Here is a 26,004-nt window from a genome sequence, read left to right on the forward strand (position 1 = left end):
CTGCGCGGCGTGAGACGGGGGTGAGGGCAAGGACGGACGTCAGGAGGCGAGGGACTCCAGGGGGATGTGCGGGTCCGCCAGGGCCTCCGTGTCCACCTGGGCCCGGGAGCGGATGAGCTGCTGGATCTGCTGGGTGACGTCCCACACGTTCACGTTCATCCCGGCGAGCACCCGGCCCTCCTTCACCCAGAACGCGATGAACTCCCGCTTGCCCGCGTCGCCCCGCAGCACCACCTGGTCGTACGAGCCGGACGGCGCCCAGCCCGAGTACTCCATGCCCAGGTCGTACTGGTCGGTGAAGAAGTAGGGCAGCCGGTCGTAGCTCTCCTCCCGGCCCAGCATGGCCCGTGCGGCGGCCGGTCCGCCGTTGAGGGCGTTGGCCCAGTGCTCGACCCGCAGCCGGGCGCCGAACAGCTGGTGCGGGAAGGAGGCGACGTCGCCGGCGGCGTGGATGTGCGGGTCGGAGGTGCGCAGGTGCTCGTCGACGAGGACGCCGCCGCCGTCCGCCGGGTCGGCCAGCGCCAGGCCGGCCGATTCGGCGAGGGCGGTCCGCGGGGCGGCGCCGATGGCGGCGAGGACCGCGTGCGCCGGGTGCTCCTCGCCGTCGTCGGTGCGGGCGGCGAGGACCACGCCGTCCTGGCCGGTGATCTCGGTGAGGGTGGCGCCGAAGTGGAAGCGGACGCCGTGCTCGCGGTGCAGCTCGGCGAAGATCTGGCCCACCTCGGGCCCGAGGACCGAGTGCAGCGGGGCGGGGCCGCGGTGCACCACGGTGACCTCGGCTCCGTACTCGCGGGCCGCGGCCGCGACCTCCAGGCCGATCCAGCCGGCCCCGGCGATCACCAGGTGCCCGTTGTCCCGGCCGAGCGAGGCGAGCACGCCCCTCAGCCGTTCGGCGTGGGCGAGGCGCCGCAGATGGTGGACGCCGGCCAGGTCGGTGCCCGGGATGTCGAGACGGCGGGGTTCGGCGCCGGTGGCAAGCAGCAGCTTGTCGTAGCGGACGGTGGTGCCGTCCTCGCCGAAGCGGACGGTGCGGGCGGCGGGGTCGACGGCGTCGACGGTCTGCCCGAGGTGCAGCTCGACGTCATGGCGCGCGTACCAGGAGGGCTCGTGCACGAAGACGCTCTCCCGCTCCTTCTTGCCGAGCAGGTAGCCCTTGGACAGCGGCGGACGCTCGTACGGCTGGTCCCGCTCGTCGCAGATCAGTATCACGCGGCCGGTGAAGCCCTCCTCCCGCAGCGTCTCGGCCGCCTTCGCGCCGGCCAGGCCGCCTCCGACGATGACGAATGTCTGATCCGCGTCGACCACTTGATGCCTCCTCGTAGCGGTGCCACCACGTGCGAGCCTCCCGCACCGGGCCGGGCACGTGAAGAGGGAGTGACCCGATCAGGCCACCTACGGTCACATTCGGGCGGTCTTTGCCCCCGGCGTGGTCCCCGGTGCCCCTTCCGGTGTCGTACCCGGTGCGGAGCCGGTCATCCGGGCGTGGAGCGAGCGGGCGGAGGTGTCGGTGAGCGAGGCGATCTGGTCGACGATCACCCGTTTGCGGGCTCGGTCGTCCTCCGCCTGCTCGAACAGCGTGCGGAACTGCGGGTCCAGTCCGTCGGGGGCGCGGGAGGTGAGCAGCTCGGCCAGCTCCATGACGACGATCCGCTGGTCGGCGCGGAGCCGCTCCTGCTCGGCGCGCTGCATGACGTAGCGGTCGGCGACGGCCTTGAGCACCGCGCACTCCATGCGGGTGCCGCGCGGCACCACCAGCTCGGCGTCGTAGCGGGTGAGGTCGCCGCTCCCCCACGCCTGCCGGGTGGCGCCCTCGGCGGCGAGGCAGAAGCGGCCGATGAGCTGGCTGGTGGCGTCCTTCAGCCGGGCCTGGGCGACGGCGGTCCCGTCGTAGCCGTGCGGCCACCACTCCTGGGCGAGGAGCCGGTCGAGGGCCTCGGCCAGCTCGGCGGGGTCGGTGCCGGCGTCGGCATAGCGGCCGATCGCCACGGCGAAGACGTCCTGGCGTTCCGGCTCGGAGTGCAGACAGGCGGGGTCGATGTGCCCGGCGTGCAGGCCGTCCTCCACGTCGTGCACGGAGTACGCCACGTCGTCCGCCCAGTCCATGACCTGTGCCTCGAAGCAGGTGCGGGTGCCGGGGGCGTCCTTGCGCAGCCAGTCGAAGACGGGGCGGTCGTCGTCGTAGACGCCGAACTTCGGTGAGGCCGGGTCGGTGGGGTGGGCGCCGCGGGGCCAGGGGTACTTGGTGGCGGCGTCCAGGGTGGCGCGGGTGAGGTTGAGGCCGACCGAGCCGTCCGGGGTGAACCGCTTGGGTTCGATGCGGGTGAGCAGCCGCAGCGACTGGGCGTTGCCCTCGAAGCCGCCGCAGTCGGCGGCGAAGTCGTTCAGCGCCTGCTCGCCGTTGTGCCCGAACGGGGGGTGGCCGAGGTCGTGGGCGAGGCAGGCGGCCTCCACCAGGTCGGGGTCGCAGCCGAGGGCGGCGCCCAGCTCGCGCCCGACCTGGGCGCACTCCAGGGAGTGGGTGAGGCGGGTGCGGGGGCTGGGGTCCCAGGCGGCGGCGCCTCCCGCGCTCTGGCCGGGGGTGACGACCTGGGTCTTGCCGGCGAGCCTGCGCAGCGCCGAGGAGTGCAGGATGCGGGCGCGGTCGCGCTGGAAGGCGGTGCGGCCGGGGCGCTTGTCCGGCTCCGGGGCCCAGCGCTCCACGGCGGACTCGTCGTAGTGCATGTACAGACAGTAGTACCGCGCCCGCCGTTCTACGCCGAGGCCAGTTCGGGGGCGGCCGGGTGCGCCGGGGTGGCGGCCGTCTCGTCGTAGCGGTGGAGCAGGAGCCGGGCCATGGCCTCGTGGGCGCCCAGGGGGGACGAGACGATCCCGGGGGCGGACTGCGCGCACTCGGTGGCGAAGCGGCCGGGCGCGGTGAAGCAGGAGGCGACGGCCACCCGGTCGCGGCCGCGGGCGGCCAGCGCCGCGACGGCCTCGGGGACCGTGGGGGACGCGGTGGTGGCGTAGGCGGGGACGACCGGGACGCCCAGGCGGCCGGCGAGGAGCCGGGCGGTGCGGGCGGAGCCGGCGGGGGAGTCGGGGTCGCGGGAGCCGGCCGCGGCGAGGACCACGGCGCTGCGGCGGCGGGTGGCGCCGTCCGCGGGGGTGCGCCAGCCCGCCTCGGCGAGGCGGGCGTGCAGGGCCTCGACGAGCAGCGGGTGCGGTCCGAGCGCGGGGGCGAGACGGGTGCGGGCCGCGGCGCGGGCGGCCATGCCGGGGATGTCGCGTTTGACGTGGTAGCCGCGGCTGAGCAGCAGCGGGACCAGGACCGCCTCGCCGGTGCCGAGTGCGGCCAGCGTGTCGGGCAGCAGCGGGGTGTTCAGCTCGATGTGGCCCAGGTGCACGGGCAGGCCGGGGCGCAGGGCGCGGACCACGTCGAGGAGCTCCCGTACGGTGCTCAGCGCGCGGGGGTCGCGGCTGCCGTGGGCCACCACCACGAGGGCGGGCGGCGCCGGTCGGCGCCTGCCGTTCAGCGTGACGAGACCGAGCTGTCCCGCGAGGCTGGTGCCGATCCGGTTCATGAGGTCCGCCGTACTGTCGAGGTGCGTCGCCGTCATGCACCGATGGTGGCCGCGCCGTATTGCCTCCCCGTTGCACGGGGGTGACGGGCGTTTTCCAGCCCTTCACGGCGGGCCCGGACGGGCGTGTGAGCTGCCCTGGCCTGCGGCGTGGCCCGGCCGGGTGAAGCCGGTCACACGGTGCCGGGTGAACCGGGCGGAGCGGCCGGGCGTCTTGGACGGTCGGGAGCCGAGCCGAGGGGGCGCCGGAACCGAGCCGAGGGGGGCCGCCGCGATGCGCCGATTCACCGTCCGTGTGCCGCGCCTGCCGCGCCTGCCGCGCACCCGCAGGGGGCAGCGGCGGCTGGCGCAGGCCGTGATGGCCGGATGCGTGCTGGCGCTGCTGCCCGCGACCTGGCTGCGGCTGACGGCCGGGGACCGGCTGCACACCGTCGCGGACGTGCCGCGGACCCAGGTCGCCGTGGTCTTCGGCGCGGGCCTGTGGCGCGGCGAGCCGTCACCGTACCTGGCGCACCGGCTGGACGCGGCGGCCGAGCTGTACCGGGCGGGCCGCATCGAGGTGGTGCTGGTGACCGGCGACAACAGCCGCGCCGACTACGACGAGCCGGACGCGATGCGCGCCTATCTGACCCGGCACGGCGTGCCGGACGGGCGGATCGTCAGCGACTACGCGGGCTTCGACACCTGGGACTCGTGTGTGCGCGCCAAGAAGATCTTCGGCGTGGACCGGGCGGTCCTGATCAGCCAGGGCTTCCACATCCACCGGGCGGTGGCCCTGTGCCAGGCGGCCGGGGTCACCTCCTACGGCGTCGGCGTGGACGAGCCGCACGACGGCACCTGGTACTACGGCGGGGTCCGGGAGGTTCTGGCGGCGGGCAAGGCGGACGCCGACGCCGCCCTCCGCCCGGACCCGCGGTTCCTGGGCCCGCGGGAGCCGGGGGTGCGGCAGGCGCTGGCGGAGAGCGGAACGCGGTGAAACGGCGCCCGGAACGGCAGCCGGTGAACCCGTGAACGGCAGCCGGTGAAGCGGCATGACCGGCCGGCTCGGCGGACCTCACCGCCTTCCCGAGGGCGGGGGGAGGCCGCCGTACCGGGCGCGTAACAGCAGCCGGCGTGCGGCGTAACACCGGCGACGCACGCTGAAGCGCATGCAGAACACCGTGACGCCCACCCACTGCCCCTACTGCGCCCTGCAGTGCGGGATGAATCTGACGCCCGCCGCCGACGGCACCGTCGAGGTGAGCGAGCGGGCGGACTTCCCGGTGAACCGGGGTGCCCTGTGCGGCAAGGGACGGACCGCGCCCGCGGTGCTCGCCTCCGGCGTGCGGCTGACCACTCCGCTGGTGCGCTCCCCGGGCGGCACGCTGGAGCCGGCCGGCTGGGACGAGGCGCTGGGGCGGATCGCCGAGGGGCTGCGCGGCACCCGCGAGCGGTACGGGGCGGACGCGGTCGGCGTGTTCGGCGGAGGCGGGCTGACCAACGAGAAGGCCTACTCGCTGGGGAAGTTCGCCCGGGTCGTCCTCGGCACCTCGCAGATCGACTACAACGGGCGGTTCTGCATGTCCTCGGCCGCGGCGGCCGGAAGCAGGGCCTTCGGCCTGGACCGCGGGCTGCCGTTCCCGCTGGAGGACATCCCGCGCACCGGCTGCGTGATCCTGGTCGGCTCCAACCCGGCCGAGACCATGCCGCCGTCGCTGCGCTACTTCACCGAACTGAAGGAGAACGGCGGCACGCTCGTAGTGATCGACCCGCGCCGCACCCGGACCGCCGAGCAGGCCGACCTGCATCTGGCGCCCCGCCCCGGCACCGATCTGGCGCTGGCCCTGGGCCTGCTGCATCTGGTGGTCGCCGAGGGCCGCACCGACGAGCGGTACATCCAGGAGCGCACGGTCGGCTGGGAGGAGACCCGGGCGGCGGCGATGGCGCACTGGCCGGAGTACGTGGAGCGGATCACCGGCGTGCCGGTGCCCCAACTGCGGGAGGCGGTACGGCTGTTCTGCGAGCCGCAGCACGCCATGGTGCTCACCGCCCGCGGCCCCGAGCAGCAGTCCAAGGGCACGGACACCGTCAGCGCCTGGATCAACCTGGTGCTGGCCACGGGCCGGGCGGGCCGCCCGCTGTCCGGCTACGGCTGCCTGACCGGGCAGGGCAACGGGCAGGGCGGGCGCGAACACGGCCAGAAGGCCGACCAGTTGCCCGGCTACCGCAAGCTCACCGACCCGGAGGCGCGGCGGCACGTCGCCGAGGTGTGGGGCGTGGACCCGGACTCGCTGCCCGGCCCGGGACGCAGCGCCTACGAGCTGCTGGACGCGCTGGGCAGCGACATCCGCGCGCTGCTGCTGATGGGCTCCAACCCGGTGGTGTCGGCGCCGCGCGCCGCGCACATCGAGCAGCGGATCAGGTCGCTGGACTTCCTCGTGGTGTGCGACGTGGTGCTGTCGGAGACGGCCGCGCTCGCCGATGTCGTGCTGCCGGTCACCCAGTGGGCGGAGGAGACGGGGACCACCACCAGCCTCGAGGGGCGGGTGCTGCTGCGCCGCCGGGCGATCGCCCCGCCCGAGGGCGTGCACAGCGACCTGTACGTGCTGCACGAACTGGCCGCCAGGCTCGGCGTGGAGAAGGGCTTCCCGACCGACCCCGAGGAGGTCTTCGAGGAGCTGCGCCGGGCGAGCGCGGGCGGGCCCGCCGACTACTCCGGGATCACCTACCGCCGGCTGGCGGAGGAGAACGGCGTGTTCTGGCCGTGCCCGGCGGAGCCCTCCGCGGACGGCGCGCCGGACACCGGGGACGGTGTGCCGGGCACCGGGGACGGTGTGCCGGACACCAGGGACCGTGTGCCGGGCACCGGGGACGGTGTGCCGGACACCGGGGACCGTGTGCCGGGCACCGAAGACGGCGTGCCGGACACCGGGGACCGTGTGCCGGACACCGGGGACCGTGTGCCGGACACCGGGGACCGTGTGCCGGACACCGGGGACCGTGTGCCGGACACCGGGGACCGTGTGCCGGACACCGGGGACCGTGTGCCGGGCACCGAAGACGGCGTGCCGGACACCGGCGATTCCGAGGACGCCTCGCTGGACTCGCTGGACGCCTCGCCCGAGGCCGTGGCCGACGACCCGGTGCGGGACGAGACGCCGGCCGGTGCCGGGGTCCGTCCCGGCACTCCCCGCCTCTTCCTCGACCGGTTCGCCACCGAGGACGGCCGCGCCCGCTTCGTCCCCGTCTCGCACCGGGCGATCGCCGAGGAGCCGGACGAGGAGTACCCGGTGCTGCTGACCACCGGGCGGGTGGTGGCCCAGTACCAGTCCGGCGCCCAGACCCGGCGGGTGGACGAGCTGAACGCCGCCGCCCCCGGCCCGTTCGTCGAGCTGCATCCGCGTCTGGCGGAGCGGCTCGGCGCGGCCGAGGGCGACCCGGTGGCCGTGGTGTCCCGGCGGGGCCGGGCCGTGGCGCCGGCCCGGATCACCACCGCGGTCCGGCCCGACACGGTGTTCATGCCCTTCCACTGGGCGGGCGAGGGCCGCGCCAACACCCTCACCAACCCGGCCCTGGACCCGACCTCGCGGATGCCGGAGTTCAAGGCGTGCGCGGTGCGGGTGGAGGCGGTGCGCCCCTGAGCGCGCCGACGGCGCCCCGAAGGGCGCCGTCGGTCACTGCGAGGGACGCCGTCGGCAGCTGCGCGGGGCGCCGTCGGCCCGTCGTCCACGAAAGGGCGCCGTCGGCCCGTCGGCTCCGTAGGACGCCGCCCGCCCATCGGCTCCGGCGGGCGCGGTCAGTTCACGCCGACCGCGCTCCACGCCGCGGCGACCGCGCGGTGCTCGGTGCCGCCCTCGCCGTAGAGGTCGGCGGCCGCCTTCAGGGTGGCGGTGCGGGCGCCCGCGTAATCGGTCGACGAGGTCATGTGCACGGTCAGCGCGCGGTACCAGATCTTGCCGAGCTTGGCGCGGCCGATGCCGGTGACCGTGGAGCCGTCGCAGGTCGGGGAGTTGTGGGCGACGCCGCCGAGGGTCTTGGCGCCGCTGCCCTCGGCGAGCAGGTAGGCGAAGTGGTTGGCGACGCCCGAGGAGTAGTGGACGTCGAGGTCCTTGACCGAGGGGCTCCAGCAGTCGGCGGACTTGCCGTCCTTGGAGGGCTTGTCCATGTAGCGCAGGGCGTCCTTGCCGAAGCCGTCCCGGACGATCTTCTCGCCGATCAGATAGTCGCCGGGGTCCTCGGCGTTGGCCGCGTGGAACTCGACCAGCGTGCCGAAGATGTCGGAGGTGGCCTCGTTGAGCCCGCCGGACTCGCCCGAGTAGACCAGGCCGGCCGTCTTCGAGGTCACGCCGTGGGTCATCTCGTGCCCGGCGACGTCCAGCGAGACCAGCGGGCCCATCTGGGTGCCGTCGCCGTCGCCGTAGGTCATGCAGAAGCAGCTGTCGTCCCAGAAGGCGTTGTTGTACTTGTTGCCGTAGTGGACGCGGTTGTACGAGCCCTTGCCGTCGCCGGCGATGCCGCGGCGGCCGTGGACGTCCTCGTAGTAGTCCCAGGTGGCGTCGGTGCCGTACTGGGCGTCCACCGCGACCGTCGCCCGGTCGGACTCGTCGCCGCTGCCCCAGTGGTTGTCGTCGTCGGTGAAGACGGTGGCGGGGGCGCGGGTGAGACAGACGTTCAGCACGCACAGGTCGGTCTTGTTGGCCGCGTCGCCGGTGTAGGTGCCGCCGCGGGTGGGGTCCTTGAGCTGGTACCCCGGCCCGGAGGCGGTGGTCTGAAGCGGGACGGTGCCGCCGTAGAGGGACTCGCCGTCGCCGGAGACGGTCGCCAGGCTGTCCCAGCTGTCGATGCGGTCGCCGCTGCGGGCGTCGGTGAGCACGGTGCGGGCGACCGGGTTGCCGCGGCCGTCCTGGGCCACCGCGTCGGTGCGCCAGGCCAGCCGGGGCGCGCCGTGCAGGGCGTCGACGACCAGCCGGGGCCTGGCGGTGAGCCGCTTGAGGGTCTCGCCGGCGTTGGCGGCGCGCAGCAGCTTCGCGGCGAGGTCGGCGGCCTTCGGCGCGGCGAGCTTCGGGGTGACGGTGGGCAGGTCGATCGCGGCGTCGGTGGCGCGGTCGGCCCCGCGGTAGGTGCCGTCGGGGGCGAGGTGCAGGACGAAGTCGCCGCCGAGGACGGGCAGTCCGCGGTAGGTGCGGTCGTAGCGGATGTGCTGGGTGCCGTCCCGGTCCACGATCACGTCCCGCACCTTGGTGTCCTGGGCGGTGGTCAGGCCCAGGGCGGCGGCGTGCTCCTCGAGGGCCGCGGCGGCGTGGGCGAGCGCGGTGGAGCGGGCCGGCCGGTCGGCGGCGCCGGCGGTGGGGGTGAGCGCGGCGGCCAGCAGGGCGGTGCCGGCGACCGCCACACCGGCGGTCACGAGGCGGGGACGTCGGACGTGCCGTATCGGGCTCAAGCGGTCTCCTGGAACGGGCCCCGATGCAGATGGGGAGAGGGGCGGCGGGGATGGTGACCGCGATTCAAGTGGGACCGGACATGGCATGTCCATACCGTGAATGTGCGGGTGTGTGAGGGGTGAGAATCGTTCCTGCAAGGCTCCCGTGGCACTTCCGTGCAGAGGGGCACCGCCGACCGTCCCCGCAGGTGAAACGCGTGATTCTCCCCTTCTTCGTCTACGGCACCCTCCGCCCCGGAGAGGTCAACCACGACCGCTTCCTGCGCGGCCGCACCCTCGCCGAGGAGCCGGGCCGGCTGCCGGGCGCCGTGCTCTACGAGGGGCCGGGCTACCCCTACGCAGTGGAGCAGCCGGGCGGCGCGGTCAGCGGGGAGCTGGTCACCGCGCGGGAGACGGAGTACCCGGCGCTGCTGGCGGAGCTGGACCGGCTGGAGGACTACGCGCCGGGCGATCCGCGCAATCTCTACGAGCGGGTGGTGCGGCGGGTCGTGCGCGAGCGCGACGGGGCGGAGGTGCGGGCCTGGGTGTACCTCGCCGCCCCCGCCGTGGCGGCCCGGCTGCGGGCCCGCGGTGAGCTGGTCGCCGGCGGGGACTGGCGGGGCCGGGGGCGGGCGCGGCGCCCGTCGCCTTGATGCGGCGGGGCGCGAGGTGCCGGGCGTCGGCGGTGGCCGCCCCGCGTGCGCGGGCGGAACCGGACGACGGAGGCCGGGCGGACGCCGGAGCGCGGGCGGAACCGGACGACGGAGGCCGGGCGGACGCCGGAGCGCGGGCGGACGACGGGGCGGGGGCGAAGGGACGAGGTGCCGGGGCGGTCACCCGTTCACCGCCGCACCGGACCACTCTTCGGCCATTCCGTTTCCGTCGCCCGTCCGGGCGCCGGTGACCTGCTGAAACACCGGGCCCGCGGGGACGGTGCCGCCCCTCCTGACACCCGTTCAGCCCGCCCCCTGACGTGCCCTCGGGGAGCGGGCCGGGCGCGATGGCACTTACCTCGCTAGAGCAGGGACGCGTCCGACGGCGGCACATGGGGGTGCTGCGGGGTGCGGCCCTTCGTGAGCTGGAGGGAGCATCGATGCGAGGTACCGCCCGGCTGCTGACCGGCACCGCGCTCGCCGTGGCCGCCGCGGGGGCGTTCGCCGTGCCCGCGTACGCCGGTCAGCCCGCCGCCCCGGACGGCCGCCCCTTCGACGCGTCGGCCGGGAGCCTCGACGTCCACCCGTCCTCGGCCGTGCCGGGCGGGCAGGTCACGGTGCACACCGGGGCCTGCGACGGGGAGGGTGCGACGGAGGGCGACGCCACCGCGGTGGGCGCGGGCCGCTTCACGCTGGCGCCGGGCGCCGGCGAGCGGGAGATCACCGGGCAGTTCCGGGTGCCGCCGAGCGCACAGCCGGGGACGTACGAGATCGTCGCGACCTGCGCGGGCAGCGGCCGGCGGGTGACGGGTGACCTGGTGGTCACGCTGTCGTCCGAGGCCCAGCAGGTGTACCCCCGCGGAAGTGTGAAGACGGGGGTCGGGGGCGCCCTGGGCCCCGGCCCCGTGCAGACCGCGGCAGGCGTGGCAGCCCTGGCCGTCGCCGCCGCGGGCGGTACCTGGCTCCTGCATCGCCGGGCGAGAGGCGACGGGATCTGACGGGCACCCTCCGCTGCCCGTCCGCCGGTACCGCATGTCCCTCCCCCTCCGGGTCCGACGCCCCTCGCGGCCCGGAGGGGGCACGGGACCCGATCAGGAGAGGTCAGTTGGTCATGCGCCGCAGCATCCGCCGTATCGGCAGTCCGGGCAACACCGCGATAGCCGCGGTCACGATGTTCGCGCTGTGCTCGGGCATATGGCTGCTGCGCGACGGCGCCGCGCCGCACGCCCCGCCGCAGCCGTCCGCCGCGCAGGCGGCCCGCTCGGGCCAGGGCGACGACCACGGCGGCGGCCGTTCCTCGGCACCCGCGATGGCCCCCTCGGCGCCCGACCGGATCCGGATTCCCGCGATCGAGGTGGACGCCCCGCTCATGGGGCTGGGCCTGACCGCCTCCGGCAGCCTCGACGTCCCGCCCGCCGAGCGCCCGGACCTCGCCGGCTGGTACGAGGAGGGCACCACCCCCGGCGAGACGGGCACCGCGATCGTCGCGGGCCATGTCGACAACGCGGACGGCCCCGCCGTGTTCTACTCCCTGGGCGCCCTGCGCAAGGGCAGCACCATCGAGGTGGACCGCCGGGACGGCACCGTCGCCGTGTTCACCGTGGACGCCGTCGAGGTCTACCAGGCGGAGAACTTCCCCGACCGCAAGGTCTACGGCGCGGCCGACCGCCCCGAGCTGCGCGTCATCACCTGCGGCGGCGGATACTCCCGCACCACCGGCTACCGGGGCAACGTCGTCGTCTTCGCCCACCTGACCGGCAGCCGCTGACCGGGCCTCAGCTCTCGGGCCGAGCACCGTCCAACCACTCCCCGCGGTCGGGTGGCGTGCACGCCGGGCACTTTGACGTGAACCACCGGGACGTAGAAGGCCGATGCCAGGGACGACGCCGTGACCGACCTCGTACTACAACTAGGCCAGTCCGTGGCCAACACCGGCTTGCCCGTGGTTCGTCGAGAATGTCGTCCGTACGGCCGCTGTCCCGCCATGTCTCCAGCTTGTCGAGGATGAGGCGGACGCCGTCCACGTTAAGCGACAGGCCCACATTCAGTCGAGATGGCACCGTCGGATGTGCCATGCGGGCCGACCAGTGCTCCGGCCTGTCTTCTGAGCCGAGCCGCGTCCCGCCCACTGAGCTTGGTGCAGGTGTGGCCGTACCGCCGGAGTGATGCGGTTTCCTGCGGACTCGCTCGCTTGTTGGAGCAGCTCATCCCAGTCCGTTTGTCCGAGCCATGACTTGCCCATGAGGTGGGCCGTCCACCAGACAAGATCGGCCCAGCTGCGGCACCGGTGGACCTCAATGGCGTACGAGTTGGCGCTGGGGGATGGGTCGCACGAGTAGTGGTGAACGCGCCAGCGGGCGGGATCCGGGTAAGACTGGATACTTTCACCGGAGAACGTCCTGACCCCGCTTTCGTGTTGCTCGGCTTCGAGCTGTTCCCAGGCCCGTTCGTTGATCGATGCCTGTTCGACCTCCGACATGTCTACCCAGAGGCCGCCTTCGCCGTCAGCGATGGCCTGCTTGCAGGCATCGCAGATAGAAATCAGTTCATATGTCACGGGTGGCCCTTCCTGTCTCAGTGCCTGCGCGGTGTGCTAGCGGCAGGCGAGGTCCATGCCGATGACGGCGGCCGTACGCGAGCGCCGTGCCGACCGAAGGGGTCACGCCCGGCGACTCGTCCATCCGCACGGTCGACTTCCACGGTGCCAGCGCCCGGATGCCACACAGGTGCCGGCGCGGAGGACCAGTCGGGAGGCGCTGGACGTAGGGCCTGGAGTGACTCCACTCCCATCCCGTGGTTCACGCCGCCACAGACACAGTCGCACGGCGTTTCAGGTGTGGCCAACGCGCAGCTCGGCGAGCCGCAGAAGGACGCATCGCCGTCGTCTGGATGCTGTCGGCAGAGGGGGGACCAGCATGGAGTCTGCAGGTACCAGTCGAGGAGCCCGACCGCACCGGTCAGCTCACGATCGAGCGCCGCCAGCATCACGGGAATGGCGTCTTCCAGCATGGTGACGGTGCTCCAGAAGGACACTGGCGGTGCGTTGCCGACGACCGATTCTCGGTAGCCGGAAGCGAAGGTACGTGCCATTGCGTGGTCACTGATGGCGCAGAGATCCGTACTCAGTCCGAGCGGGCGGAAGTCGCCGATTGCCCATAAGTCGTCGGAGAGGTGAGCCGACCGACTGCCGGCGGGTCGGCACTCGAAACTGCCGCCGCGTATCTCCGCCCACTCGCGGACCATGCCGATCAGGACGGTCTTCGTCTCACGGCCGTCCGCAAGTCTTCTCTGTTGAGAGGGTGCCTTGGCCAGGGTGCGGTTGATTGCGTCTTCGGCCGGCTGTACGGTCTGCGAGCTCGCCTTTCGGCGCGACGAATCCAAGCAACACCTCTCACGACGTGTGGTTGGCAACGGAGGTCATTGTCTCCCCCGCCCGCTGGACGGAAACCAGGAGCTGACGCAGAAGGCTCGGATGGTTTCCTGCTGTGCCTCGGAGAGCGAGGGGCAAAATAGGGTGCAGGATATGCAGCGCCTCGTTCTCTTCGACCTCGACAACACCCTCGTGGACCGGCAGGAAACGCTCACCGGCTGGGCCGCCGAGTTCACCGCCCGGTACGGCCTCGGGGATGAGGAGCAGGCGTACATCTTGGACATGGTGGCCGAGCGGGCCTATCCATCCACCTTTGACGCGATCTGTACCCGGTACCGGCTGGCCACGTCGACCGATGAGTTGTGGCGCACGTACTGCGCCGACATCGCGGCCTCGGTGTCGTGCCCGGGCGAAGTCCTGGACGGCTTGGAGGAGCTGCGTGCTGCCGGCTGGCGAGTGGGGGTGGCGACCAACGGTGCGGTGGACATCCAGCGCGCCAAGCTGCGGGCCACTGGTATTTCCGAGCGTGTGGACGGCCTCTTCGTCTCCGAGGAGGCTGACGCGCGCAAACCGCAGACCCGTCACTTCGCCCTGGCGGCGGCCCGCTGCGGCACCGTGCTGGGTGACGGCGGCTGGATGGTCGGCGACAACCCGGTCAACGACATCAGCGGCGGACGTTCAGCGGGGCTGCACACCATATGGATCTGCAACGGCCGCTCGTGGCCACCGGACGATCCCGGGCCGGACCACGTGGCGCCGCATGCACGCGCCGCCATCGACCTGCTGCTTCTGCACTCCGCCGACTACACGAGGACCACGACATGACGGTCACCATCGGGTTGCTGCACCCCGGAAGCATGGGATCCGCCTTCGGCGCCCAGCTGCGCGCCCGCGGCCACATCGTGCTGTGGTGTCCTGACGGACGCAGCGACGCAACCCGCAGTCGGGCCGAGCAGGCGGGCCTCGAACCCGAAGCACTCCCCGAACTCGTCTCCCGCTCCGACGTCCTGCTCTCCCTATGCCCTCCGGCCGCAGCGGAAGAGACTGCCGCCCAGGTAGCCGAACTCGGTAAGGCCAGCGCGGGCACGATTTATGTTGAAGCGAACGCCGTGTCGCCGTCGCGCGTGCAGCGAATCGCCGATCGCCTGGCCCCGAGGCCGGTCATCGATGCCGCCGTGGTCGGATCGCCTCCGGTGGGCGGCAAGTACCCGACGCTCTATCTGTCCGGCCCCAGCAAGCAGCCCGACCGGATCGCCGAACTCTTCGCCGGCACCGATGTGCGACCCCACGTCCTGGGCGACAGCATCGGCAAAGCCTCCGCACTCAAGCTCACGTACTCCAGCTACCAGAAGGTCTCCCGCGTGCTGGCCGCCGTGGCGTACGGGGCAGCCGAAACGTACGGCGTCGCGGACGAGCTACTGGAGATCGCAGCCAAGCGCACCCGAAGCTACCTCTTGGAGACCGACTACATCCCCAAGACCGCTGCACGAGCCTGGCGTTGGGGCCCAGAACTTGAGGACGCGGCGGCCTTGCTCGCCGACGCCGGGCTTCCGGACTCTCTCATGCACGCCGCGGCCGCAACGCTCGCGCGGTGGGACGACAACCGAGACGAGCGCCTGGACATCGCCGGCGCGCTGGAAGCCCTGCGGGCACAAGGGAACCTGGACAGCCCGGGTTGAGCTGGTCGCGTCCGCTGCGTCGATGACGTCCTGGCCGTCAGGAGCGAGGCGACGACGCGCGAACGATCGCATCGATCCTCTCCGCGGCTTCACGGGGTGCTGTCGCTTCCGTGTCCACGCCCAGCTCCCAGCGAGCCCGCGGATGAGCTGCGAGATCGGCCTGAGTGGCGTCCCACGCGGCCAGCCGGGCCGCCGTGTCGGTGTCGCCCCGCTGCGGTGAGCGTCGGGCGGTGGTCTCTTTGGAACACCACAGTAAAACGCGCACCCAGAGCACCGGGTAAAGCGCGGTCACCCGCTCCATCCCCACCATCTGACCGAGATGTACGACAGGGATCCTGCCGCCCTCCATGGCCTGGTCGAGGCCGGGCCGGTCGACGACGTAAATGTTGCCGTACCGGTCATTGCGATAGATGACGTCGCCACGTGCCTCCAAGGCGGCCAGCTGCTCCGGTGTGCCCATGCGGTAGCCCTGGGTCTTCCCCGCCCCGATCTTCAGCCGAGCGAACGGCACGTACCGCGCGTCGAGTTCGGCGAGTGCCGCCGTGATCGTGTCCTTGCCTGCTGCAGGTGGCCCGTACAGCAGGATGCCCTGGCTCACTGAAACACCGTCCCGAAGACTTGGCGCACCTGGTCCGTGAGTGAAATCGCGGCGCCGAGCCGGTTGTCGACGACCAAGTGCGGTACGACGGGCCGCAGCTCAAGGTCGATACCCGCGGCGTAGGTGTCCCAGTTCTGGAGTTTCCAGCTGTCCCGGGCAGCGGACCGGAAGCTGATGTATTCGTGCATCGTGTCGATGTCGCACTGGATCCAGACGACGGCCACGGTGACGCCACGTGCTTCGCAGCGATTGATCAGGCGCTGCATCCAACGAGGGTCGGTGACCTCGGCGATGAAGGGCGCACTGAGTACGGTGCTGATCGCGCAGTCGATGTTCGCGTACGCGGTCTCCAGGAGGCACTGGTACTCCAGCGGGCGGACCTTCTCCCGGTAGAGGTCGGTGTGCCGGTCGTTGGGCTCGCTGCCCATCTCTACGAGCAGGCGCTCGACGAGGGGCCGTGTGATCGGATCTTTGTCGAGGACGGGCCACCCGGTGAGCTGGGATATGAAGCGGGAGAACTCCGATTTCCCGCTGCCCGCGTAGCCACCGACCATCATCAGGGTCGGCTTGTTCGGATCGCCCCCTGTATGGCGTCGTTTCCAGGCGTCGAGGATGCGCTGCTGCATGCCCTGCCCATCAACGTCCTCGGAGCCGGGCGCGAGCTGGAGCAACGCGCGCTCCACGGCAAGGACATGGGCTCCGTTGTGCGGTTCGCGCGACGCGGTGAACTTGAGCTTCGTGGCCTCGTCGGGCAGAGCGTTGCGGAAGCCGAGCTCAGGCTCGGTCGCGCGGTACAGCAGGCAGTACGCGCGACGGTAGTGCGGCCCGGGATAGACCTCACCCTGCTCGTGCTGCCACAGCGTCTGGAAGTTGGCGGCTGGCACTGCGAGCCCCGCGGCCCGGGCCACTTCGCGCAGCTGCTCGCCCGCGCCTTCGAGAGTCAGGCCGTGAGCTTCGCGTTGCTGCCTCAACCTGTCCGGACGCCACCCCGGGCGACTCTTCCCCACCGCGCTACCGCCTGCCCATCCCTGGTCATGATTCGGAGCCTAGGTCAGCCTCTCATGAGCACGTGTGTAAGCGGATGTTGAAAAGTCAGACCTACCAAGCATGAACCGCTGATGAGCAGCTTCGGCAACAGCTCGTGATACTCCGCACACCTCTGGACCGCTGTCATGGTCACACCGACGCGGTCGTCCCAGTACCCGCCTCGGTCTCCAGTAATCGTCCGAGATCGGAGGGGGCTCCGCGGTGGCTGTCGATGTTGCTGTCCTGCTGATTCTCGGCATCGTGATCATCTTCTTGTGCCGCGGAGGCGGCCTCAAAGCGAGCCACGCCGTGGTGTGCGTGGTTTTCGGTCTGTATCTCACCGGGACCCACAAACGTCGGCCCGTTCGTGAAGGACGTGACGGCGTCGGTCGCCGACCTGTTGTCGGGGCTGAGGCTGTGAGCGCGCCGTGGGCGTCACCAAGCCCCGTCGGCCCAACACGGCCTCCTCGACCTGGTGGCAGCCAAGCCCTTCATACCCGTCAATCGGACGCCCGATCAGTCGGCGCCGGGTCGTAGGCCAGCCGACTCAAGAGTCCGGTTCTGCACGAGATCACTGATCTACTGATTGGGGCCACCATGCGCTATCCGCCGACGTCCACCCCCTTGTCGACGACTCTGCCCACGTCCTCCACACACCCAGTGAGCGACGTACCGCTTGGCACTTCCCCCCAGGGTAGCTCCGCTGCTCCGGCTCCGCGCCCGATCGCGGTGGTACTCGATCTCTTCGGCACGCTCGTCGCAGCCCCGAGTGCGGTCGAACGGAAGGCTGCCGCTGCCCAGTTCGCCGAGGTCATGGGCGTTTCCCCGTCGGTCGCCGAAGCGGTGCTGTCCGACAGCTGGCAGGCGAGGCACGACGGGCAGTTGGCGTCCGCTACCGAAGTCGCGGCTTACCTCGTCGCACGCTGCAACGCCACTGCAGGGCGCGTGGGTGAGTTGGAAATGCTCATGGCCCGGCTCGCCGCTGTCCGTCTTCAGGCGGATGCAACTCTCCTGCGGGCTCTGGAGCAGCTTCAGCACGGCGGTGCCAGGCTGGCCATCCTCAGCGACGCGTCCCCGGACATCGCCGAGGCGTGGAACCGCAGCGAGCTCGCGCCGCACTTCGACGCCGTCGTCTTCAGCTGCGGGGCGGGCGCGGTGAAGCCCGACTGTCTGCTCTTCCGCACGGTCCTCCGAGAACTCGACGTCGCCCCGCATCAAGCCATCTACTGCGGCGATGGCGGCGGCGACGAGCTGGCCGGTGCGGAGCGGGCCGGGATGCGTGCGGTCCGCGTGGAACGACGCGGAGGGCCGAGCAGCCTCGTGTTCGGCGAGACCGCTTGGTCCGGCCGGGCGATACCCAGTGTCGAAGCTCTGCCTTCCCTGCTGGACAGTTGGGGGACGCGATGAGCGGCTCGTACGCGTGGGCGGTCGAGAACGGCGTCCTCTGCCAGCACCCCGCTCCGACCAGCATGTCCGCCAACATGCCCCCGGCGCGCGATACGACGATCATCAAGACGCGCTACACGGGATTGTGCGGAAGCGACGTCGCGAAGCTCAACCACCCGTGGCAAGGGCGATTGCCGGAACCGTGGTACCCCGGGCACGAGATCGTCGGCATCGACACTGAGACGGGGGACTGGGTCGCGATCGACCCGCTGGTCCCCTGCCACTCGTGCCACTACTGCGACCGCGGCCATATCCACCTCTGCGCACGACTCCAGCGCATCGGGTGGGATCTCCCCGGGGGTCTCGCCGAATGCGTGAGAGTGCCGCGCGACAACGTCATCCCGCTTCCCCATCTGCAGGATCCCGCGCACGGAATCCTCGCCGATCCCATGGCCGTGGCCCTGCACGGAGTCCGCTGTGGGCTACGGGTGCCCCTTGGCCGGCTCGGCATCATCGGGGGCGGAGTCCTTGCGGTGTGCACGGCCATCTGCGCGGCACAGGCGGGGTGGGACGTCCACATGCTGGTCAGGGAACCGTCGCGGTCACATCAACTGCGGTACGTCCTCGACCGGCACATCACCCTGCACTCTGCCGAGCTTCCGGCGTGCGGCTCCGTCGTGGACGCCGCGTCCGGTCACAGCGACGCCCCCATACGCCAGGCCCTGAGCGCTGTCCGTGACGGTGGGACAGTCCTCGTCCAGAACGCCTACGCGCCCCGCGTCACTCTCTCGCTTCCCCTGCGGGACGTCTTCCGTCGCTCGATCACCTTGCGCGGCTCCTTCTCGTACTGCCGCGCAGACGGCCACGACGACTTCCGAGACGCCGTCGATGTCATCGCCAAGGGCGGCGACTGGGCCGCCCTGATGACCCGAGACCGATTCCCGCTCAGCGAACTGCCGCAGGGGCTGGCGGCCCTGCACAACGAAGCCCGCCATCGCCCCTTCAAGGTCCTGCTCACCTCCGACACGTGACGGAAGGAGCCCAAGCCATGGTGGTCACAACACCATCGCTGGCCCACAAGATCAATTCACCGGCCGACATCCCGCCCCACGACGTCCATGACGGAATCATGCACATGCTCGCCTTACCGGAGGGCCACACGCGCGACGTGATGCTGGGAAGCGTCCTGACGGGACTGCTCCTGCGTGGACCGAGACTGAAGGAGGTCGAAGCAGCGGTCCAGGCCGCGACGTCCCTGGACCGAAGTGGCTGGGACTTCCATCAGCCACCAGAGGGCATTCGGTTCGTCGGCTACACGGGCAGCGGGAAGAAGACCTTCAAGACGATCAACCTCAGCACCGCCGCCGCGCTGGTGGCGGCCACCTCGGGCGCACACGTCGCGAAGCTCGGATCACGCAGTGCGTCGTCGAAGACAGGGTCCCGCGACTTCATCGACCTCGTGGGGGCGACGAGCGACGCGGTGCCGCACCAGGAGATGGTCGACATCACGGCGGAGATCGGCTTCGGGTTCTTCTCCATCGAGAACCGCGTACCCGAGTTCGATCGCCGCTACGGAGGCAGGTTCCAGGCCGTGCACGCCCTCAGCCTGGCGTTTCCCGCCCTCCTCAGCCCCGTCCGCTGTCCCGCCTACGTGTACGGCCTCTCGCACCCCGCAGTCGGTGCCTCCGCCCGGCTGCTCTCCCGGCTCGGCCTGCCGGACGTGGCGGTCATCAACTCCAGCGTCGGCCAGGCGGTCCAGGTCGACGAACTGCTCCCCGGAAGCACCGTGCGGGCCTGCCGGGTCAACGTCGGCGACGAGGACCTGGCGTTCAACGACGAGGTACGCAAGGGCGCGGCCTCGATGCCCCAGAACCTGTCGTCCGTCACCCAGTGCGAGGACCCGCAGGAGAACGTCGCCGCCGCGATACGCGTACTTGCCGGCCGGGACACCAGTGAGGCGCGGAACGCGGTCGCCCTTAACGCCGCTCTGCTCATGGTGATGTCCGAGGTGGTCCCTACCATCCAGTCCGGCATCGACAAGGCCCTCTCCATCATCTACGCGGGTGCGGGTCTGGACACGCTCCAGCAGTTCGTACGGCTCACGGGAGGTGCCCCGCACCAGCTCAACTCGCTCTTGCGCCCCGTATCCCCGCCAGCCCTCCTGATCAGCACCGGCATCAAGGAGGAGGCACCGTGCTGACGCACGACGAACTCGGAATCGTCCACCTGGTCCTCAACACCGACTGCAACGCTTGGGACCTGGCACCGACCAATACCTCACCGGGCGTGTGCCGCTTCTGCTACCGCGAGCGCAACCGGGTCAGCACCGACGCGAACACGGTTCGCCGTGTCATCGACCGAGTCCGCGCCGAGTCCGAAGCCCACCGGTGCGTCTTTACTGGCGGCGACCCGGTGATGCCGTACGACAACCACCTGGAGATCGCTCTCCGGCACGCCACCGAAGTCGGCTTCGAGACGAACCTCCACACCAACGGGCTGCTGCTGAGCGAGCGTTACATCGGTCTCCGCGACCACGTGACCATCTATTCCCTGGCAGTCGACGGCCCGGACGCCGAGACCGCCAACTGGTTCCGCGGACAGGGCTACTTCGAACGGTTCCTGTCCAACGTCGAGTTCCTCACCGCTGACCAGAGGCGGCTCGCGTTCAACACGTTCACCACGGCCGGCTCCGTGAAGGAACTGCCCCGTCTCGCCCAGCTCATCGCCGGGGTGGCCCAGCAGACCGACGTCGAGTACTGGCTGATCTCACAGTACCGCCCCATCGGCCGCGCGAACACGCGCAAGGCGGAGATCTACGGCTTCGAGCGGGATGACTTCGTACGGGCCGTGGACGACGTACGCGACATGGTCGACGGGGTGGCGATCTACGCCCAGCCCACGCGTGCCCCGGAGGACCAGTACCCGTTCCGTGTCTGGGTCCTCGCCGACGGAACGGTCACCGCGGACCTCGGCAGCGTCGCGGCTCCCCGCAACGAGGTGCTCGGCGACCTCCTCGTCGACGGCTTCGAACCGTTGGTCCGCCGGGCCTTCGCCCTCCGCGAGCAGACGCAGATGGAAGGAATCGCATGAAGTTCGACGCCGCGTACTACGAGAACGTCATCGACCAGCACAGCTACGAACGCCTGGGGCTCGGCACCATCGACTTCGCCCTCGCGGGGATGAGCCCCGACGACCTGCGCACGAAGTGGGTGTGCCACACGGGAGCACGCGGGTTCGCGGAGGCGGTCGCGGACGAGCAGCCCGCGATCGTCACCACCGGGGTCGGTCTCGGAGGGCCGCCCCACGCCGGCACCCTCTTCCAGCTGCTGCGCGCGATCAAGCTGCAGCAGTGCGGCCTCGACGTCCAGATCGTCCTGGGCGACCTCGACTCCTACAACGCCCGCCGCACGCCCCTGGACTCCGTGCGGAGACTCGCCGACCAGTATGAGGAGTTCGTCCTGGGCCTGGGGTTCGATGCCAAGCGCGGCGTGCTGCGTCGGCAGGAGGGCGAGACCGACGTCCTGGCCACCGCGTTCCTGCTGTCGCGCCACCTGGACGACGAGGACTTCCACTGGGCGGAGGAGGACCTCGCCGGCCTCTACCGCAACCACGGAGTCTTCGACCACCTCAGCTACGGCATGAAGCAGGCCACCCTGCTCATGGCCGCGGACTTCGTGCACCTCCTCCGCGAAGGACGTCACGTCCTGGTCTCCCTCGGGGTCGACGAGCACAAGTACGTCGCCCTCGCACGGCGCGGAGCGGAACGCTGGGGCCTGCCCGCGGAACGCCTGTCCGGCATCTACACCAAGATGATCCCCGGCCTCGGCGGCCTCCCGAAGATGAGCAAGAGCATCCCCGGCTCCGGGATCGATGCCTCCATGTGCGCCGAGGACATCCGGCTCCTGCTCCAGGCGGACACCGACACGGCGCCCACCGACGACGGCTCGGCGCTGCTCCAGATGTACGCGTGTCTGCCCGAGGTCGACGGTCGGGAGTACGACCGGGCCTCGGCCGCGCGCCGCGCCGGAAGCCCGGAATGGCTCACCGTACGCGAGCAGCTGGTCGAGCGGCTGATCTCACTGTTCTCCCACTGGCCGAAGTAACCAAGGAGCCTCTCGTGCACACGAACCCCGCGACCTCCCGCCAGCCCGTCGGCGGCCCTGAGTCCTACTTCATCAGGAGCGGCTACCGCAGCCGGGACCACGTGGAGTATTTCCTCGACGAGACGGACGACACCGTCACCTGGCAGCCCGACGTCTACCCGTACACCGCGGCTCGGGCCAATGAACTCGGCCGCGACGTCGTCATCGACATCGGCTGCGGACGGGCGGGCAAGCTGGCGTCTCTGGCCGGCGAGTACCCGGCCTGGACCTACATCGGCGTGGACTTCGGGGACAACCTCATCTGGTGCCGTGACAACCACCCCTTCGGGGAATGGATCGAGGTCGATCTCGAGTCGGCCGAGCGGCTGCCCATCGAACCTTCCCTCGTGCGCCGGTCCATCGTGGTCTGCTCCGACGTCATCGAGCACCTGGTAAATCCGATGCCGGCCCTGTCCCTCGTCCGTGGCCTTCTTCTGGAAGGCAGCGCCGCCGCCGTGCTGTCCACGCCGGCCCGCGAGTGCCGCAGCGGTTACGACACTCCGGGCCCGCCCCGCAACCCCAGCCACGTCCGGGAATGGGCAAGCGACGAGTTCCAGGCACTGCTGCGGGCGTCCGGGTTCGAGATCCACTACGCCGGGCTCACCCGGAGCGACGACGCCTCCAACGGCCTGTCCACCCAGCTGCTCCTCGTCGGCGTGGGAGAGGCGGAGGGGGAAGAGCGGTGACAGCGGTTCTGCGGTCCCAGGGCATGCGCGTCGTCCACCTCCCCGCTCGTACTCCGTACGCGTGGAAGCTGCAGAGCCGCGACTTCCACATTCTGAACGGGACCGAGATCCCCAGCGGCGACACGGTGCCGGCGGCGGTCAGCGCCGCTTGGCTCCTCGACCATGGCCCTCTCACATGGCTCGACGTCCTGCACCTGCACCACATCGACTACGAGGACATCGCCACCCTGGAGCGCTTGCTCGACGAGTGCCTGAACCACGGAGTCAACGTGGTCTTCACGGCCCACGACACGCGCCCCATGGTCGGCAATGCCGAGGACTTCACCGCGCGGCTGCGCATGCTCCACTCCGCCGAGGTCAGCTGGGTCTGTCTCACCGAGGGTTCTGTCGCAACGCTCGCCGAGGTTCTCGGCGAGCGTCCCCGGGCAACGGTCATTCCTCACGGGTACGTCGCGGCCCCGGAGTCGCTGGCCGGCCTGGAGCGCGAGTCGAGCAGCTCGCCGGCCCGGTATCTCATGTTTGGCGCTTCCCGTGCCAGCCGGGACCAGCTGTCCACCATGGCCAACTGGAGCCTGGGGATCAGGGATCCCCACAGCACTCTCCACGTCCTTCTGCGCGCATTCAGTCCGGCCGACTTCGCCGACGGCGGCCGTGCTCCGCTGCTCCTGGAGACGGCCGGGCGCGATCCCCGTATCCGCCTCACCATGCGCCCGTATCCCACGGACGAGGAAGTGGTCAGAGCCGGTCTGGCCTCGGACTCGCTGCTGCTGCCATACCTCTGGGGCAGCCATTCCGGGCAGCTGGAACTGGCCTTCGACCTGAACCTGCTTCCGGTCTGCTCCCTCACGGGCCACCTGCCCGAGCAATACGAGCGCCACAAGGGGCACGTCGAAGAACCCGAATGGTTCGACTGGTCGCAGGGGCACCCCAATCTCTTCGGAGAGAAGTTCCTGACCGCGCTGGAGAACGCGGCAGCGCGGCTCGGCTCCAGGCCCCGCCACCTCGACCGCGAGTTCCTCGACTACAGGGCTCAGGAGCACCGGACGATCCTCGACCAATATGCCGGCGTGTACGGAGGTGACCGGTGAGCGCCCCTCCGCGCATTTCATGCGTGATCCTGTGCCACAACTACGGCCGATATCTCGACCGGGCCATAAGGAGCTGCCTGGAACAAGAGCCCGGAAACTTCGTCCTTCACGAAGTCATCGTCATCGACGACGGCTCCACCGACGAAACCGAGGAGGTTTTCCTTCGCCACAAGGGCTCCATCAAGGTCATTCGGAGAAGCCAGCAAGGATTCGGCCGAACCCTGACCGACGCCTTTCTCCTCAGCACCGGTGACTGGGTGGCCCCGCTCGACGCCGACGACTGGTTCCACCCGTCGAAGCTGCGTACATGCGCCGAGGCAATGAGGGGTGGAGCACTGTTCATCGAGCACTGGGAAAACGTGGTCGATTCGCACGGAAACCCGATGCTGCGGGAACCGCACCCGGGTGGAAATACCAGCACACTTCTGGTCCACCGTGATGCCGCCCTCAGCCTCCTGCCCGTGAACAACGAGATCTTCTTCCACGCCCTGCGTGAGGCCGGCCAAGGCGTGGGCCTCCAGCACCCCTTGACCTTCTATCGGGTCCATCCCCGCAGCATGACCGACCGCAGTACGCCCGGCGTCTCACAGGACTACCGAGCTGACGTGTGCATCGCGCTGTCAGATCGTCTCCGCGCGATGTACGAGAGTCCTCCGGCGTGGGCGACCACTCGTGAGCTCAGAAGGATCTCCTGGCATTTCCGCACGCTCGCTTTCGGCCACGGAGTGGAATCTGCCGTGCAAAGAGGCGAGCGTCTGTCCGCGATGCGCCTGATTCCGGGAATGCTCATTGGCACGCTTCGGGCACGGAAGCCGATAACTCCGTGGCTCCGCCCCCTCTCCAGCACCATCGTGGGACGCCCGCTGGTGCGGCTGACGACGAATCCAGGACGGCAGGCCCAATCATGATCACCCTGCCATGCGTCGAGGGCGGCGATGATAAAATCGCCGCTTCCAATCCCATACTGGTCAGGCCAGTTGTCCGACCCAGGAGCGTATAGGCGCCATGAGCCGTTTGAGCGAGTCCGTCACCCGTGTCATGCACATCCTCGATGGAGCGGACCTGGGCGCGGACTATACGGTCGCGCAGCTGCTCGACGAGACAACAGCCAGGCGCTCCCTCGACCTCTCCGACCTCTCCCCCCAGGAACAGGCCGCCCTGGTCGAGGGGCGCGCGAACCACCTGATCCCCTCGGCCACAGTGCTCGCCGAGAAGATCGAAGCCGCACAGGCCGCAGGACGCCCTCTTGTGGTCAAGTACGGCATCGACCCGACCTCGCCCGATGTCCACCTCGGCCACGCGGTGCCGATCATCATCGCCAGCCGGTTCCAGCGGATGGGCCACCACGTCGTCTTCATCATCGGCGACGTCACGGCCAAGATCGGCGACCCGTCGGGACGCTCCTCGGAGCGCCCGCCCCTCACCGACGAGGACATCGCTCGCAACCTGAGCGGCTACCAGCAGCAGGTCACGCCGTTCATCGACTTCGAGCGTGCCGACCTGCGCTTCAACGGCGAGTGGCTGAACAAGGTCACCCTGCCGGAGCTCGTCGGAGTCCTTGCCCGGGTGCCGGTCTCCATGTCGCTCCAGCGTGAGGACTTCCGCACCCGGCTCGCCGAGGGCCACGGGCTGTCCGTCGCCGAGTTCGTCTACTCCGTCGTCATGGCGTGGGACTCGGTGGCCATCGACGCCGACGTCGAACTCGGCGGCGTGGACCAGCTGCTGAACCTCCAGATGTGCCGCAAGGTCATGGAGATCTCGGACCAGACCCCCGAAGTCGTGATCACCACCCCGCTCATCGAGGGCACCGACGGCACGGGCACCAAGATGAGCAAGAGCAAGGGCAACTACGTGGGCCTGACGGCGTCGCCCGATGACGTCTACGGCCGGCTGATGTCCATCCCCGACCACCTGACCGAGCAGTACCTCCAGCTGCTCACCGAGTGGACGGACGACGAGATCCGCGTGGTCACCAAGCGCCTGAAGGAGGGATCCGCGCACCCGATGGCGGTCAAGCGGATCCTCGCCGGCGAGGTGGTGGCCGCCCTCCACGGCCTGGACGCCGCTGCCGCCGCGCGGGCGGAGTTCACGGCGCGCTTCTCGAAGCGATCCTTCGGAGACACGCAGAACCTCCCCGTCGTCTCCCTGAAGGACCACGCCGAGGAGACGCTCGGCGCGCTCGTCAGCCGGACGCTGGACTTCGCTCCCAGCATCTCCGCCGTGCGCCGTGTGGCTCAGCAGAAGGGCCTTCGCCTGATCCGCGAGTCAGACGGAGAGCAGCAGGCCATGCCGCTCTCAGAGGCTGCTGTCCAGCAGAAGCTCGGCGAAGTCGTGAGCGAGGTAGGGGCACTTGAAGGTGCCGAGCTGTACCTGAAGGTGGGCCGCAAGGTCGCCCGCATCGATCTCTGAAATCAGGCACGG

At 70.6% G+C, this 26,004-nt stretch carries 23 protein-coding genes; 16 read left to right on the plus strand and 7 right to left on the minus strand.

What is annotated here, in order from left to right; genetic code table 11:
- Window positions 1-39 precede the first annotated feature (39 nt).
- From ABD207_RS22150 to ABD207_RS22160, 3 genes are all read right to left on the minus strand, one after another.
- A complete protein-coding gene (locus tag ABD207_RS22150) occupies window positions 40-1,305 on the minus strand; it encodes an NAD(P)/FAD-dependent oxidoreductase (RefSeq protein WP_344014851.1) in 1,266 nt (421 codons plus the stop codon).
- Between the two features lie 93 nt (window positions 1,306-1,398).
- A complete protein-coding gene (locus ABD207_RS22155; RefSeq protein WP_344014853.1) occupies window positions 1,399-2,721 on the minus strand; it encodes a deoxyguanosinetriphosphate triphosphohydrolase in 1,323 nt (440 codons plus the stop codon).
- 29 nt (window positions 2,722-2,750) lie between these two features.
- Entirely contained in the window at window positions 2,751-3,596 is an 846-nt protein-coding gene (locus ABD207_RS22160) for a sirohydrochlorin chelatase (protein ID WP_344014855.1), read from the minus strand.
- 235 nt (window positions 3,597-3,831) lie between these two features.
- Between ABD207_RS22160 and ABD207_RS22165 the strand changes: the two genes are divergently transcribed.
- Window positions 3,832-4,533 carry a SanA/YdcF family protein gene (locus ABD207_RS22165; RefSeq protein WP_344014856.1) on the plus strand — a complete coding sequence of 234 codons (702 nt, stop codon included), beginning with the start codon at window positions 3,832-3,834 and terminating at the stop codon, window positions 4,531-4,533.
- A gap of 172 nt (window positions 4,534-4,705) precedes the next feature.
- Window positions 4,706-7,177, plus strand: coding sequence for a molybdopterin oxidoreductase family protein (locus ABD207_RS22170; protein WP_344014857.1), 2,472 nt, complete (start codon window positions 4,706-4,708; stop codon window positions 7,175-7,177).
- 155 nt (window positions 7,178-7,332) lie between these two features.
- Here ABD207_RS22170 and ABD207_RS22175 read toward each other — a convergent pair whose 3' ends face one another.
- Window positions 7,333-8,976, minus strand: coding sequence for a M4 family metallopeptidase (locus ABD207_RS22175; RefSeq protein WP_344014858.1), 1,644 nt, complete (start codon window positions 8,974-8,976; stop codon window positions 7,333-7,335).
- A 197-nt stretch (window positions 8,977-9,173) separates the two neighbouring features.
- Here ABD207_RS22175 and ABD207_RS22180 point away from each other — a divergent pair, with 197 nt between their 5' ends.
- The 3 genes from ABD207_RS22180 to ABD207_RS22190 all read left to right on the plus strand — a co-directional run bounded on the left by ABD207_RS22180 (window position 9,174) and on the right by ABD207_RS22190 (window position 11,376).
- A complete protein-coding gene (locus tag ABD207_RS22180; protein WP_344014859.1) occupies window positions 9,174-9,608 on the plus strand; it encodes a gamma-glutamylcyclotransferase family protein in 435 nt (144 codons plus the stop codon).
- Window positions 9,609-10,048: 440 nt separating this feature from the next.
- On the plus strand, window positions 10,049-10,606 hold the full coding sequence (locus ABD207_RS22185) for a hypothetical protein (RefSeq protein ID WP_344014860.1): 558 nt from the start codon (window positions 10,049-10,051) through the stop codon (window positions 10,604-10,606).
- A gap of 113 nt (window positions 10,607-10,719) precedes the next feature.
- Window positions 10,720-11,376: a class F sortase gene (locus ABD207_RS22190; RefSeq protein WP_344014861.1), complete on the plus strand. Its 657-nt coding sequence runs from the start codon at window positions 10,720-10,722 to the stop codon at window positions 11,374-11,376.
- A gap of 276 nt (window positions 11,377-11,652) precedes the next feature.
- Here the strand turns inward: ABD207_RS22190 and ABD207_RS22195 are convergent, their stop codons facing one another.
- Window positions 11,653-12,165, minus strand: coding sequence for a hypothetical protein (locus ABD207_RS22195; protein ID WP_344014862.1), 513 nt, complete (start codon window positions 12,163-12,165; stop codon window positions 11,653-11,655).
- Between the two features lie 966 nt (window positions 12,166-13,131).
- Between ABD207_RS22195 and ABD207_RS22200 the strand changes: the two genes are divergently transcribed.
- Complete coding sequence (locus ABD207_RS22200; protein ID WP_344014863.1) at window positions 13,132-13,803, plus strand: HAD family hydrolase; 672 nt, start codon at window positions 13,132-13,134, stop codon at window positions 13,801-13,803.
- The gene (locus ABD207_RS22205) at window positions 13,800-14,657 is read left to right on the plus strand and encodes an NAD(P)-dependent oxidoreductase (protein WP_344014864.1); all 858 of its coding nucleotides are present in this window, start codon (window positions 13,800-13,802) and stop codon (window positions 14,655-14,657) included. Before ABD207_RS22200 ends, ABD207_RS22205 begins: the two co-directional genes overlap by 4 nt.
- Window positions 14,658-14,694: 37 nt before the next feature.
- Here ABD207_RS22205 and ABD207_RS22210 read toward each other — a convergent pair whose 3' ends face one another.
- A complete protein-coding gene (locus ABD207_RS22210) occupies window positions 14,695-15,255 on the minus strand; it encodes a phosphotransferase-like protein (RefSeq protein WP_344014866.1) in 561 nt (186 codons plus the stop codon).
- Window positions 15,252-16,226: a P-loop nucleotide/nucleoside kinase family protein gene (locus ABD207_RS22215; RefSeq protein ID WP_425580791.1), complete on the minus strand. Its 975-nt coding sequence runs from the start codon at window positions 16,224-16,226 to the stop codon at window positions 15,252-15,254. Before ABD207_RS22215 ends, ABD207_RS22210 begins: the two co-directional genes overlap by 4 nt.
- A gap of 784 nt (window positions 16,227-17,010) precedes the next feature.
- Here ABD207_RS22215 and ABD207_RS22220 point away from each other — a divergent pair.
- The 9 genes from ABD207_RS22220 to tyrS all read left to right on the plus strand — a co-directional run bounded on the left by ABD207_RS22220 (window position 17,011) and on the right by tyrS (window position 25,992).
- Complete coding sequence (locus tag ABD207_RS22220; RefSeq protein ID WP_344014868.1) at window positions 17,011-17,688, plus strand: HAD family hydrolase; 678 nt, start codon at window positions 17,011-17,013, stop codon at window positions 17,686-17,688.
- Window positions 17,689-17,750: 62 nt separating this feature from the next.
- Complete coding sequence (locus ABD207_RS22225) at window positions 17,751-18,698, plus strand: zinc-dependent alcohol dehydrogenase (RefSeq protein ID WP_344014869.1); 948 nt, start codon at window positions 17,751-17,753, stop codon at window positions 18,696-18,698.
- 17 nt (window positions 18,699-18,715) lie between these two features.
- Window positions 18,716-19,867, plus strand: a complete 1,152-nt coding sequence (locus ABD207_RS22230; protein WP_344014870.1) for a hypothetical protein — start codon at window positions 18,716-18,718, stop codon at window positions 19,865-19,867.
- Window positions 19,861-20,757: a radical SAM protein gene (locus ABD207_RS22235; protein WP_344014871.1), complete on the plus strand. Its 897-nt coding sequence runs from the start codon at window positions 19,861-19,863 to the stop codon at window positions 20,755-20,757. The genes ABD207_RS22230 and ABD207_RS22235 overlap by 7 nt, the downstream gene beginning before the upstream one ends.
- Window positions 20,754-21,770, plus strand: coding sequence for a nucleotidyl transferase family protein (locus tag ABD207_RS22240; RefSeq protein WP_344014872.1), 1,017 nt, complete (start codon window positions 20,754-20,756; stop codon window positions 21,768-21,770). The genes ABD207_RS22235 and ABD207_RS22240 overlap by 4 nt, the downstream gene beginning before the upstream one ends.
- A gap of 14 nt (window positions 21,771-21,784) precedes the next feature.
- Window positions 21,785-22,495, plus strand: coding sequence for a class I SAM-dependent methyltransferase (locus ABD207_RS22245; RefSeq protein ID WP_344014873.1), 711 nt, complete (start codon window positions 21,785-21,787; stop codon window positions 22,493-22,495).
- Between the two features lie 23 nt (window positions 22,496-22,518).
- Window positions 22,519-23,583 carry a hypothetical protein gene (locus tag ABD207_RS22250; protein ID WP_344014874.1) on the plus strand — a complete coding sequence of 355 codons (1,065 nt, stop codon included), beginning with the start codon at window positions 22,519-22,521 and terminating at the stop codon, window positions 23,581-23,583.
- Entirely contained in the window at window positions 23,580-24,491 is a 912-nt protein-coding gene (locus ABD207_RS22255) for a glycosyltransferase family 2 protein (RefSeq protein WP_344014875.1), read from the plus strand. Before ABD207_RS22250 ends, ABD207_RS22255 begins: the two co-directional genes overlap by 4 nt.
- Before the next feature lie 97 nt (window positions 24,492-24,588).
- Window positions 24,589-25,992, plus strand: a complete 1,404-nt coding sequence (tyrS, locus tag ABD207_RS22260; RefSeq protein WP_344014876.1) for a tyrosine--tRNA ligase — start codon at window positions 24,589-24,591, stop codon at window positions 25,990-25,992.
- The last annotated feature ends 12 nt before the right edge of the window (window positions 25,993-26,004 follow it).

It is taken from the genome of Streptomyces thermospinosisporus, assembly GCF_039526425.1.
GTDB lineage: Bacteria > Actinomycetota > Actinomycetes > Streptomycetales > Streptomycetaceae > Streptomyces > Streptomyces thermocarboxydovorans.